12 protein-coding genes are annotated in these 12,449 nt (G+C 64.5%); all 12 read left to right on the top strand.

Translation table 11 applies throughout. The annotated features are described in order from the left end of the window. Positions 1 to 18 precede the first annotated feature (18 nt). The 12 genes from E4Q23_RS23255 (at position 19) to E4Q23_RS06535 (ending at position 12,239) form a co-directional block, all read left to right on the top strand. On the top strand, positions 19 to 210 hold the full coding sequence (locus E4Q23_RS23255) for a hypothetical protein (protein ID WP_211203667.1): 192 nt from the start codon (positions 19 to 21) through the stop codon (positions 208 to 210). Positions 211 to 261: 51 nt separating this feature from the next. Further along, positions 262 to 714: a DUF302 domain-containing protein gene (locus E4Q23_RS06585; RefSeq protein WP_169065897.1), complete on the top strand. Its 453-nt coding sequence runs from the start codon at positions 262 to 264 to the stop codon at positions 712 to 714. 385 nt (positions 715 to 1,099) lie between these two features. Then, a complete protein-coding gene (arsS, locus tag E4Q23_RS06580; protein ID WP_169065896.1) occupies positions 1,100 to 2,134 on the top strand; it encodes an arsenosugar biosynthesis radical SAM (seleno)protein ArsS in 1,035 nt (344 codons plus the stop codon). 176 nt (positions 2,135 to 2,310) lie between these two features. Further along, on the top strand, positions 2,311 to 4,455 hold the full coding sequence (locus tag E4Q23_RS06575) for an FAD-dependent oxidoreductase (protein ID WP_169065895.1): 2,145 nt from the start codon (positions 2,311 to 2,313) through the stop codon (positions 4,453 to 4,455). Positions 4,456 to 4,536: 81 nt separating this feature from the next. Beyond that, positions 4,537 to 5,517, top strand: a complete 981-nt coding sequence (gene gnd / locus E4Q23_RS06570; RefSeq protein ID WP_169065894.1) for a phosphogluconate dehydrogenase (NAD(+)-dependent, decarboxylating) — start codon at positions 4,537 to 4,539, stop codon at positions 5,515 to 5,517. A gap of 11 nt (positions 5,518 to 5,528) precedes the next feature. Continuing rightward, positions 5,529 to 6,224, top strand: a complete 696-nt coding sequence (gene pgl, locus E4Q23_RS06565; RefSeq protein ID WP_169065893.1) for a 6-phosphogluconolactonase — start codon at positions 5,529 to 5,531, stop codon at positions 6,222 to 6,224. A gap of 67 nt (positions 6,225 to 6,291) precedes the next feature. Continuing rightward, the gene (zwf, locus tag E4Q23_RS06560) at positions 6,292 to 7,872 is read left to right on the top strand and encodes a glucose-6-phosphate dehydrogenase (protein ID WP_248595283.1); all 1,581 of its coding nucleotides are present in this window, start codon (positions 6,292 to 6,294) and stop codon (positions 7,870 to 7,872) included. A gap of 196 nt (positions 7,873 to 8,068) precedes the next feature. Continuing rightward, a complete protein-coding gene (locus tag E4Q23_RS06555) occupies positions 8,069 to 9,061 on the top strand; it encodes a DUF3616 domain-containing protein (RefSeq protein ID WP_169065892.1) in 993 nt (330 codons plus the stop codon). Positions 9,062 to 9,092: 31 nt separating this feature from the next. Then, positions 9,093 to 9,401 carry a hypothetical protein gene (locus E4Q23_RS06550; RefSeq protein WP_169065891.1) on the top strand — a complete coding sequence of 103 codons (309 nt, stop codon included), beginning with the start codon at positions 9,093 to 9,095 and terminating at the stop codon, positions 9,399 to 9,401. Between the two features lie 62 nt (positions 9,402 to 9,463). Continuing rightward, positions 9,464 to 10,681 carry a ferric reductase-like transmembrane domain-containing protein gene (locus E4Q23_RS06545; RefSeq protein ID WP_248595282.1) on the top strand — a complete coding sequence of 406 codons (1,218 nt, stop codon included), beginning with the start codon at positions 9,464 to 9,466 and terminating at the stop codon, positions 10,679 to 10,681. After that, a complete protein-coding gene (locus tag E4Q23_RS06540) occupies positions 10,681 to 11,046 on the top strand; it encodes a cytochrome b5 domain-containing protein (RefSeq protein ID WP_336511619.1) in 366 nt (121 codons plus the stop codon). The genes E4Q23_RS06545 and E4Q23_RS06540 overlap by 1 nt, the downstream gene beginning before the upstream one ends. A gap of 383 nt (positions 11,047 to 11,429) precedes the next feature. Next, positions 11,430 to 12,239 (top strand): ParB/Srx family N-terminal domain-containing protein, encoded by an 810-nt coding sequence (locus E4Q23_RS06535; RefSeq protein WP_169065889.1) that lies wholly within the window; start codon positions 11,430 to 11,432, stop codon positions 12,237 to 12,239. Positions 12,240 to 12,449 lie beyond the last annotated feature (210 nt).

Raw genomic sequence — 12,449 nt, 5'->3', positions numbered from 1 at the left:
CCCGCTACCGCGTGGGAATTGTTCGATCTGCTCGATCGTGCGAAGCCGTGTTTCGTTCCTGTTGATCACCATCGTCAGGATGACCAAGCCGTTTCGTCCTTCGCCGACATCTACTTTGAGGGTCACACCACTTTGGACAAGGCTCACCTTTCGCGGTGGACAAGTGAGCGTCTGGCGAAGCCGGCGCCGGGCTTCTTCTCGGAACCCTGATTTACTGTCATAGTGAATGACCCCCCTGAGCCCACCTGAAAGGAGTTCATCATGAAGACCCTGCACTCGCTCGTCGCCCTCGCCCTCATGGCCATTGTCTCGCTGGCCTCCGCCGCCGAAGGTCTGGTGGTCGTCAAGAGCCCCTATGGCGTGCTGGCGACCATGGACCGCTTCGAGAAAGTCGTCAAGGAACGCGGACTCACCGTCTTCGCGCGTATCGATCACGCTGCGGGCGCGGCGAAGATCGGCAAGTCCCTGCGCGCCACGGAGGTCATCATCTTCGGCAATCCGGAAGGCGGCACGCCGTTCATGGAATGCGCACAAACAGTCGGCATCGATTTGCCCCTCAAGGCGCTGATTTGGGAGGACGACAGTGCGCAGGTCTGGCTGGGCTATAACGATCCCCTCTTCCTGGCCCAGCGACACGGCGTCGCGCAGTGCCCGGTCGCCGAGAAGCTGAGCAAGGCCCTGGCCGGCCTGGCGAAAGCGGCTCTCGCACCCTAGGGGCATGCGCTGCATTCTTGATGGGCTGTCGGCAAGCATCCACCCACCCATCCACCCATCCACCGTCATTGCGAGGAGGCGCAGCGACGCGGCAATCCAGAGGTTTGGCTCTTCGCGTTGTCAGTATGTCAGTGCGGCAGCGTGTCACTGCGGCAGGAGATAGTGAGACGATGGAACTGGATTGCCACGTCGGCTGCGCCTCCTCGCAATGACGTGCGGGTTGGTGTGGCGCCGCGCTCCCTTTCCGGTGGCCAGCGCAATCAGCGAGTTCCCGGGACGCGTTGTAGCCTGCGCGTCGAGCGTCCTGCCTGGTGCCTGAGCGCGCTGTAAGGAAACACCGCTTGCGCTCGACCAAGGCAGGACGATCAACCGGAGAAAAAACAAGATGCACGCCACCCTCCCCCTTCTCGCCATCAGCACTTTCCCGGCCTTGCGCCGGCGCTCGGTGGAAACCCTGCAGGTCAATCTCGGCTATCGCTGCAATCAAAGCTGCCTGCATTGCCACGTCAATGCCGGCCCGCAGCGCAAGGAGGAAATGACCGCCGAGACGATCGATGCGCTGCTGGCCTTCATTGCCGCCAGCCCCGAAGTCAAGGTGCTCGACCTGACCGGCGGCGCGCCGGAACTGAACAGGCATTTCCGCCGCCTGGTGGTCGCCGGTCGGCAACGTGGTCTGCGCGTCATTGACCGCTGCAATCTGACCATCCTCGAGGAGCCAGGCCATGAGGATCTGGCCGACTTCCTGGCCGAACATGGCGTCGAGGTGGTCGCCTCACTGCCCTGCTATCTCGAAGAGAACGTCGACCGGCAACGCGGCAAGGGCACGTTCGACGCCAGCATCCGCGGCCTGCAGCGACTCAATGCGCTCGGCTACGCGGCTCCCGACAGCGGCCTGCTGCTTAATCTGGTCTTCAACCCGCAAGGACCGACGCTGCCGCCACCGCAGGAAGCGCTGACCGCCGCCTACCGCGAGCATCTCGGGCAGGAGTTCGGCATCGTTTTCAACGAGCTGTTCACGCTCAGCAACATGCCGATCCAGCGCTTCGGGTCGATGCTGATCTCGAAAGGTCAGTTCAACAGCTACATGCAACTGCTGCGCGGCGCGCATCGCGACGACAACCTCGAGCAGGTGATGTGCCGCAATCTGCTGTCGATCGACTGGCAGGGCTATCTCTACGATTGTGACTTCAACCAGCAGCTCGGGCTGCCCCTCGGCCTGGCAGCGGGCAAGCCACCTGGCCAGCCCGGCCAGCCACGCCTGCACATTACCGAGCTCAGCGCCGCGGCCCTCGAAGGACGCCCGATCCGCGTTGCCGATCACTGCTATGGCTGTACGGCGGGACAGGGCTCGAGTTGCGGCGGCGCGCTCGGCGAGGTGCTCGGCGACCAAATCGCTGCCGCGCCGACTTGCGGCAGCTGATCGCTTGCTGAGAGTCGCGTCGGAAATACGCCGCCACACCAGCGCGCACGTCATTGCCACGACGGCAGCGCCACCAAGCGGGCGAAATCCCGCGACCTCACGGCTTTCAGGCTGCGCTCAGGGTCGCTGAAAGCCTGATCAGGAATGCAGCACCACTCTAGATCGGAAAGGCGGTAATGAATACTCGACGACTGCTGCTGATGGCTGCCCTGGGCGGCCTGCTGGTGGCCTACTTCGCGCTCGACCTCGGTCGCTTCCTGAGCATCGACTACTTCAAGAGCCAGCAGGAAACAATCGAAGCCTGGCGTGCGGCGCAGCCGGTCAAGGCGGGCTTGCTGTTCTTCCTCGCCTACGTGGCCGTGACCGGGCTGTCGCTGCCCGGTGCCGCTGTGCTGACGCTCGCCGGCGGTGCCATTTTCGGACTCTTCTGGGGCTTGCTGCTGGTCTCCTTTGCCTCGTCGCTGGGCGCCACCCTGGCTTTCCTGGCCTCGCGCTTCCTCTTGCACGACTGGGTACAGAAGCGCTTCGGCGAGCGCATGCGCGCCATCAACGCCGGCATCGCCAGGGAAGGCGGCTTCTATCTGTTCACCCTGCGCCTGGTACCGCTCTTCCCCTTCTTCGTCATCAACCTGGTGATGGGGCTGACGCCGCTGAAGACGCGCACTTTCTACTGGGTCAGTCAGCTCGGCATGCTCGCCGGCACGCTGGTCTATGTGAATGCCGGCACGCAGCTGGCCAGGATCGACTCGCTGGCCGGGATTCTCTCGCCGGCGCTGCTCGGCTCCTTTGTGCTGCTCGGCATCTTTCCGCTGCTTGCCAAGAAGATCGTCGACACCCTGGCGGCCCGCAAAGTCTATGCCGGCTGGACGAAGCCGGCGCGCTTCGATCGCAATCTGATCGTCATCGGTGCCGGCTCGGCCGGACTGGTCACCGCCTACATTGCCGCGGCGGTGAAAGCCAAGGTGACGCTGATCGAAAAACACAAACTCGGTGGCGACTGCCTGAACACCGGTTGTGTGCCCTCGAAGGCAGTGATTCGTTCGGCCAAGCTGCTCTCGCACATGCAACGCTCGCAGGAGTTCGGCATCCGCGCAGCAAAGGCAGAGTTCGACTTCGCCGAGGTGATGGAACGTGTGCAGCGGGTGATCAAGACCGTCGAACCGCATGACTCGGCCGAGCGTTATACCGAGCTCGGCGTCGAAGTGATCGCCGGCAGCGCCAGGATCATCTCGCCGTGGGAAGTCGAGGTGCTGCGCAACAGTGGCGAGCGCGAGCGGCTGACGACGCGCAGCATCGTCATCGCCACCGGCGGTCGCCCTTTCGTGCCGCCGCTTCCCGGTCTCGAAGAGGTCGGCTACCTCACCTCCGACACCATCTGGGAGCTGCGCCAACTGCCGCGCCGGCTGCTCGTCCTCGGCGGCGGCCCGATCGGCTGCGAACTGACGCAGGCCTTCGCCCGTTTCGGTGCGCAAGTCACGCAGGTGCAGCAGGGGCCACGGATCATGGTCCGCGAAGATCCGGAAGTCTCGGAAATGGTCACCAAACGCTTCCGCGACGAAGGCATCAGCGTGCTCCTCAATCACCAGGCGAAAGCCTTTGTCGTCGAGGACGGCGAGAAGATCCTGCTCGCCGAACACCAGGGCCAGGAAGTGCGCATTCCCTTCGACGCCTTGCTGGTAGCGGTCGGCCGGGCAGCCAACCTGAGTGGCTACGGCCTCGAGGAACTGGGCATCGCGACGAATCGGACGATCGAGACCAACGACTTCCTGCAAACGAAATATCCGAACATCTACGCCGCCGGCGACGTCGCCGGCCCCTTCCAGTTCACCCACACCGCCGCGCACCAGGCCTGGTACGCGGCGGTCAATGCGCTCTTCGATCCGTTCAGGAAGTTCCGTACCGATTACTCGGTGATCCCCTGGGCGACCTTCGTCGAACCCGAAGTGGCGCGCGTCGGGCTCAACGAGAGCGACGCCAGGGCGCGCAACATCCCTTACGAAGTGACGCGCTACGGTATCGACGATCTCGACCGGGCGATCGCCGACGGCGAAGCGCATGGCTTCATCAAGGTCCTCACCGTTCCCGGCAAGGATCGCATTCTCGGCGTCACCATCGTCGGCGAGCACGGCGGCGACCTGATCGCCGAGTATGTCCTGGCCATGCGCCACGGCATCGGCCTGAACAAGATTCTCGGCACCATCCACATCTACCCGACGCTCGCCGAAGCCAACAAGTACGTCGCCGGTAACTGGAAGAAGGCGCACGCGCCGCAGCAGCTGCTCGCATGGGTCGCACGCTTCCACGCCTGGCGCCGCGGCTAGGCAGCTGCTTCACCTCGGCGCCGCGCCCTTCCTGCGAGCCAGCGTTTTGCCGATTGACCTGTCGATCAAGGAGTAATGACGATGCAAATTGCGATGCTGGGATTGGGCCGCATGGGCGCCAACATGGCGCGGCGACTGCTGCAGGGTGGACACGACTGCGTGGTCTACGACCCCAAGCCGGAAACCGTCGCCCAACTGGTGCAGGCGGGCGCCAGCGGCGCCGCCAGCCTGGCCGAACTGGCCGACCAGCTGAGGCCGCCGCGCGCCGCATGGATCATGGTCCCGGCGGGCGAGATCACCGACGCGACGGTGATGGAACTGGCCAGCCATTTCGCCGCTGGCGACGTCATCGTCGATGGTGGCAACAGCCATTTCAAGGATGACGTGCGCCGCGCGCGAGTGCTCGCCGAACGCGGCATCCTCTATCTCGACGCCGGCACCAGTGGCGGCGTCTGGGGCCTGGAACGTGGCTATTGCCTGATGATCGGCGGCGATGCGGCGGCGGTGAAACGCCTGGAGCCGGTTTTCCGGACGCTGGCGCCGGGCCCTTCCGGCGTGCCGCCGTCGCCAGGGAGAACGCCTGGCGGCAGTGCCGAGCAGGGCTATCTTCATTGCGGCCCGGCCGGGGCGGGACACTTCGTCAAGATGGTGCACAACGGCATCGAGTACGGCCTGATGCAGGCCTATGCCGAGGGTTTCGACATTCTCCGCAACGCCGACAGCGAAGCCCTGCCGAGCGCTGAACGCTACCCCTTCGACCTCGCCGATATCGCCGAGCTGTGGCGGCGCGGCAGTGTGGTGACTTCGTGGCTGCTCGACCTGTCCGCCGCGGCGCTGGCCAGGCAGCCCGACTTGTCCGGCTATAGTGGCTTCGTGCAGGATTCCGGCGAGGGCCGCTGGACGGTGCAGGCGGCGATTGACGAGGCCGTGCCCGCGGAAGTGCTCACCGCCGCGCTCTACGCCCGCTTCCGCTCGCGCCAGGAACATACGTTTGCCGAGAAAATGCTTTCCGCGATGCGCGCAGGCTTCGGCGGCCATGTCGAGCCGAGCAAGGCCGAGTAAGGCGAAGCGCCATGCAACAACGCCGCTGGCACGAATTCGATAGCCGCAGCGACCTGGAAGCGGCGGCTGCCGATGCCATTCTCGCCAGCGCGCAACAGGCCATCGCCGAACGCGGCGCCTTTCGCATCGTGCTCGCCGGCGGCACGACCCCGCGCCAGGTCTATCGGGCGCTGTGCGCGGCGAGGACCGAGTGGTCGGCGTGGCACATCTATTTTGGCGACGAGCGCTGCCTGCCGCCGGCAGATGCGCAGCGCAACAGTGCCATGGCGAGCAGTGCATGGCTCGCGCAGGTGCCCATCCCGCAGCTGCAGGTGCATCCGATTCCGGCTGAACTGGGCGCCGAAAAAGCGGCGCTCTGCTATGCGCAGGAACTCGCCACGCTGGGCGCGGGAACGGACTTCGACCTGGTCCTGCTGGGCCTCGGCGAAGACGGCCATACCGCCAGCCTGTTCCCCGGAGAAGCCTGGGAAAAGGCAACAAAGCTGCCGCCGGTGATCGCCATCCTGCACGCCGCCAAGCCACCGCCAGAAAGGGTCACGCTGAGCCCCGCGCGGCTGAGCAGCGCCAGACAGGTGATCTTCCTGGTCAGTGGCCCGGACAAGCAGGAAGCACTGCAAGACTGGCGCCACGGCGCACCTGTCCCCGCCAGTCGGATCACTCCGACTGGCGGCGTCGACATCTTTTTCCATACCTCACCCGACTCTTGACGCGCCTGCCTTTGCTGCGCCCGCCGTTGACGCTCCCCCTCCCGCTCGCTTTCGCAAGGAAAAACCGATGCCTCCCATGGCTGCGCTGTCTCCACAAAACGATCCGAGCACTCCCCTGGCAACGCCGGCCGCGCCCCTGCCCGCCGCCGAGCCATGCATCGTCGTCATTTTCGGTGCCACCGGCGACCTGACGCGGCGCAAGCTGATACCGGCGCTGTTTCGTCTGGCCTGCGAGCGCTGCCTGACCGAGAAGTTTCAGCTCCTGGGAATCGGGCGCCAGGTGCTGGCCGACGATGCCTTCCGCGAACATCTGCACGGCGGCGTCGCCGAATCGCCCGAGACCAGCGACCTGGCTGACGTGGCCGAGCAATGGCCGGGCTTCGCCTCGCGGCTGCATTATCTGCAAGGCGACTTCGCCGATCCGGACACTCACCGGCGACTGGCAGAATCCCTGCAGGCGCTGCCCCTGCCCGCCGCCGCCAACCGCCTGTTCTATCTGGCCACTGCGCCCAGCGCCGCGCCGACCATCATTCGCCAACTGGCCAGCGCCGGGCTGAACCAGGAGCAGCAAGGCTGGTCGCGGCTTGTCATCGAGAAGCCTTTCGGCCGTGACCTGGCGTCGGCGCACGCCCTCAACGCCACGGTCGCCGAAGCCTTCGCCGAGCGACAGATTTATCGCATCGACCACTACCTCGGCAAAGAGACCGTACAGAACCTCCTTTTCTTTCGCTTTGCCAACGCGCTTTTCGAGCCGGTGTGGAACCGCAACCACATCAACTATGTCGAGATCACCGCCGCCGAACCCCTCGGCGTGGGACATCGGGCGGGCTACTACGAAGAATCGGGCGCGCTGCGCGACATGGTCGCCAACCACCTGCTGCAACTCCTGGCACTGACGGCCATGGAAGCACCGGCAAGCCTTGACGCCGACGTCATCCGCGACAAGAAGAGCGAAGTCTGGCGCAGCATCCGCCCGATGACGGCCACGGAAGTAGGGCTGCGCACGGTGCGCGCGCAATATGCTGCCGGAACGATCGACGACCTGCCCGTGCCCGGCTATCACCAGGAAAAGGGCGTTGCTCGCGACTCCCGTACCGAGACCTACGCGGCACTGGAGTTGAGCATCGACAACTGGCGTTGGGCAGGTGTACCCTTCTACATGCGTACCGGAAAATGTCTCGCCCGCCAGGTCACCGAAATCACGGTTCATTTTCGGCACGCGCCGGTCAGCCTGTTTCCCAATACCAATACGCTTGAGTCCAACAGCATCACCCTGCGCATCCAGCCGGACGAGGGTATCAGCCTCGTCTTCGGCGCCAAGCAACCGGGAGTGGGGAAACAGGCGACCGCGGTGAGCATGGACTTCTGCTATCGCTCGGCTTTTGCCGGCCAGCCGCCTTCCGCCTATGCCGTACTGCTGCTTGACGCGATGCGCGGCGACCCGACCCTGTTCACCCGTCGCGACGGCGTCGAGGCGCAATGGCGGCTGATGACGCCGATCGAAGAGGCCTGGGCCGCGCAACAGGACGAACCCCTGCCCTCCTATGCCGCCGGCAGCGATGGCCCGGCCGCAGCCGACGCCCTCTTGAGCCGCAAAGGCCATCGCTGGCGTTTGATCGCCGACAACGTCGGCATGTGTCACATCTGAGAGCCGAGAGACTTGAGGGCGCAGAAAGAGAGCCGACGAGACGCCGCGACGGCGCGATTGACGAGCACTCCCGCAGCCATGGATACTGGTCGGCACAGCGGAACAAAGCACAGAAAGCAAACAGCTCATACAACTCATTCAGCTCACGCAGCGCACGCAACGCGCTGACTCTTACTCTTGTCCGGAGAGCTCTCCCTTGCCAGCGCACGACACCCCCAGCTTCCGTACCCTGCCCGGCGTCTATGAGCCATCTGGTATCCAGCAGCTCCCCGACGGCCGTTTTATTGTCGTCGAGGACGACAGCACGCAGCCGCTCAGCGTGATCACCATCGACGCCGACGACAGCGTCAGTAGTACGCCCCTGGCAACGGACGACGCCAAGCGCAAGCTGGGCCTGTTCGACCAGATCAGGCTCGCCCTCGGCGTGCCCGACAAGGACGCGCAACAAGGTGCAATCAGTGAACTGGGTGAACTCGACGACCTCGAAGGGGTCGCCGTCGACCGCGCGGGAGTCATCTATGCGATCACCTCGCACTCCCGCGACAAGGATGGCGAGGTGCGGGCAGCGCGCGAAAAACTGATCCGCTTTCGCATCGACGGCGAGCGCGTCGTCGACGCCAGCGTCGCCACGGGGGTGAAACAGGCCTTGACCGCTGCACACCCGGTGCTTGCGGCTGCGGCCAGGATCCGCGACGTAAAGGCCGACGGCGGGCTGAATATCGAAGGGCTGACCCTGAGTTCCGACCAGCGTGCCCTGCTGCTCGGATTGCGTGCGCCACTGCTCAACGGCCGGGCGATTATCGCTTGTCTTCATGAGCCCGAAACGCTGTTTGAAACGGGCGCCGAAGCCAGGATTGCGGCCTCGCTGATCAGCCTCGATCTTGGCGGCAATGGTATCCGCGGCATGGCCTACATCCCCTTGCTGAATGGCTATCTCGTGATCGCTGGCCCGATGGCGCGCGCGCAGGTACAGTTCGAACTCTGGTTCTGGAGTGGTGATGCCGATGACCGGGCACGCCGGGTGACGGTCGCCGGCTTGCCCGGCTTCGAGCACGCCGAGGGAATCACCGCGGCAGTCATCGATGGCCAGCCGCGAATCGTCATCGTCAGTGACGACGGCAAGCGCAAGGAACAACGCTTCGCCCGCTTCCTGCTTCTCGACCCGGCGCAACTGCAAATCGCGCCTTGAGGCCGTGAAAATCCTTCCCGGGCCATAAGCGATGAAGCCATTCAAACGCAGGGCGCTGCTGGCAGGCGTGCTGCTCCTGCCCTTGCTCACCGTCGCTCTGGCCGCAGGGCCCTGGCACGCCGCTCGCCAGAACACCTACGGCTGGCAGTTCATGACCCCGGACGAGCGTGTCGAACATCAGCGGCTGATGCGCAGCTTTGCGACTTACCAGGAATGCAAGGCCTACCAGACGAAACGGCACGCCGAATTGTCCGAGCGCGCCCGTGCAGTGGGTGTCGTTCTCGAAGCGTCGCCGGAATCCGGCTGTGACAAGCTGCGCGCGCGCGGCCGGCTGCAATGAGCCGGCCAAGCTCGGCGCCAGGCGCCGCCTCAGCCCGTCGCTTGGTTGCCCCGACGCTGGCCTTGTCAATCGCTCTCGCCAGCGTCTACTGGGCGCTCCCGGAGGATTTGACGGCCTGGCGCAGCGCCGGCATCGTCGCCGGATGGGCGGGCACCGGCCTGCTGGTGGCCAGTCTCTTGCTGATGGTTCGCGAGGCCCGCCTGGCGCGCCTGCTCGGCGGCCTCGAGCTGAGCTATCGCTGGCACCACCGCTGCGGCCTGATCGCCTATCTTCTCCTCCTCTGCCACCCCTTGGCGCTGGCACTCGACGGCTGGGCAGAAGCGCCGCAGCTCGCCTGGCAAACGCTCGATCCGCGTGCGCAGTCCTGGCCACTGTGGCTTGGCTGGGCCGGACTACTCTTGCTGATGCTCGGCCTGGCCAGCACTTTCGCCGTGCACCTGCCGTACCGGCGCTGGCGCAGCTTTCATTTCCTGCTTGGCGGCGGCGTCCTGCTCGGCTTGACGCATGTCTACGTGCTGCTTGGCAACGAGCCGCTACTCCTCGCTTTGCTGCTCATCACGACGCTGGCGCTCGGCTGGCGCCTGCTGGCCAGCGATCTCGGCCTGAGCGCTCACCCCTACCGGGTAACGCAGGTCGAAAAGCCGGCGGCAGGAGTGATCGAGGCCGCGCTGGCGCCCTGTGCCGCGGCACTGGCGCTTAGCCCAGGCCAGTTCGTTCTCGCCGCCTTCGGCGACGGCCCAAGCTTTCACGGCTGTGGCGAATACCATCCCTTCACGGTCAGCGGCATTGACCACCAGGGCCGACTACGAATCAGCGTGCGCGCACTTGGCCCCTGTTCTCGCCATATCCAGGAACTCGAAGCGGGCGTTCTGGTCCGCCTCCAAGGTCCCTTCGGCAGCTTTCTGGACGATGTTCGCTGGGCGCCCCAACTCTGGATTGCGGGCGGCATCGGCATCACCCCGTTCATTGCCGAGTTGCGGGCGCAGCGCTGCAGCCAGCCGACGACCTTGCTCTACCTCTTTCGCCACACCGCCGATGCCGTTTTTCTCGAAGAACTCGCCGCCGCGAGCCGCGAGGATGCGCAATTCGTCTTGCTCACTGACGCCTCCGGATCCGGCCTGCCGGATGTCGACCGCCTGCTGGCACAGGTGTCCGGGCTGCGCGAGCGGCAGGTGCACATGTGCGGTCCACAGCCGCTGCTGGCAACGCTCACCGCAGCCCTGCGTCAGCGCGGAGTCAGCGCCGCAGCCATTCATTTCGAGAGTTTCGATTTCCGCTGATGCGCCAATTATTCATCATCGCCACCGCTTCCTTCTGGCTGCTGCTACTCGGCTTCGCCAGCAGCGATCGATGGCTGCCCAACCAGGTTCAGGCACCCCTGCTGATCGCCAGAGGCAACTTCCGTACCCTCGGCGAAGTGGCCAGGCACAAGACTGCCGACGATTGCTGGATGGCGATCAACGGCGAAGTCTACGACCTCAGCAGCTATCTGCCCGAGCACCCGAGCGAGCCGGAAGTCATCAAGGTCTGGTGCGGCCGGGAAGCGAGCGAGGCCTACCGGACAAAAATGAAGAACCGCGCCCACTCGGCCCGCGCCGATCGCCAGCTGGCCGAATACCGAATCGCCACGCTGCAAGACCGCTGATCGCGCGCTCGCACCACAGCACAAGCACACCGCTCACTCCACTCCGCGGCCTTCGTAGACCCTGGCGGGCAGCTTGCAGTTGGCCAGCGACCGTCCTGTGCACTCTGCCTCATGTCGGCAAAAGATTGACTTGCCCGCTGGCGCCCCCGATACTGCCTGCGGCACCCCTTGGAGCTTGCCTCACATCTGTTTCACGTTGCTTTAACAAAGGAGGGACGAGATGCACGCTATTACGATCATGCTTTCCGGATTGCTGGCAATTGGCCTGTCTGGAACGGCACAAGCGAAGAAAGACAAGGACGACGACAAGATTGCGGAGTGCGACAAGCATACAAAAAGTCGCCAGAGCGAACGACGATGGGCTCATCAGCCTGAAGGAAAAAATGAAGAGAGGCTGCGTCATCGAGGTCAAGGATCTTCATCCGACACAGTCGGCAGTCGGGATGGACGCCGTCGAGTGCAAGGCCGCCAAGATTACGGGGAAAGCCAAGGCCGGGAAACTGGATCAATATCTGCTTGGCGAGAAGCGCTGGGTGCCCTTGGTGCGGGGGCCGGGCGAAGTGTTTTACCTCACCGACCACCATCACCTGTCCACCGCCGTGTGGAACGCAGACCTGAAGAACAGTGACAAGAAGGTTTACGGCTACCTCCTTGCCGACTGGTCCGACCTGAAGGATGACGACTTCTGGGCGCGGATGGTAGCGAAGCACGATACCTGGCTGAAGAATCCGGCCGGCGAGGATATCCGGCCCAGCCAGCTTCCGAAAAGCATCGGCGCCCTGCAGGACGACCCCTTGCGAACGCTGTCGGCGTGGGTGCGAAACAGTTGCGGCTACATCAAGTGTGACGCTCCCGGCGTCAGCCTGGACGACGACGAACTGAGCTGCGACGACAAGTTTCACGAGAGCGCGACCTGCGCACCGGCCAACGTCTATTTCCTGGAATTCAAGTGGGCCACCTACCTCGGCAACGTTCCCGCGGTGAAAGAGGCGCTGGCAAGCGAAGCGAGCTGCTCGCAACAGGATCCCTTGAATCAGGAGTGCCTGGACAAGCAGTATGACGTGATGATCAAAGCACTGCCGCTGGCGATGCAGGCAGCGGCAGCGCCAGAAGCCTTGCAGGCGCTGGGCAAGGATGCGGGCCACAACCCGGCGCTGCAACCCGGCATCCCGCAACCGAAACGCTGCCAGTAACAGCGTCGGCGACAGGCGTGGCGTCGCTCGACGCCCGCCCGCCGCTGCCTTCCCAGAGCGCGCTGAGTTAATGTGAAAGTCGCGCAAGCGACTCACGAAACTCCCTTCTCCCCTTGCGGGAGAAGGGGCAGGGGAAGAGGGAAACGGTCATGACTTTCATGATTNGGGGTNTCTCNACNTGTCATGACCGTTAACTGTGAAAGCGCGCAA

Source organism: Candidatus Accumulibacter phosphatis, from assembly GCF_012939955.1.
Classification (GTDB): Bacteria; Pseudomonadota; Gammaproteobacteria; order Burkholderiales; family Rhodocyclaceae; genus Accumulibacter; species Accumulibacter delftensis.
This window is presented reverse-complemented; position numbering and strand designations above follow the sequence as displayed.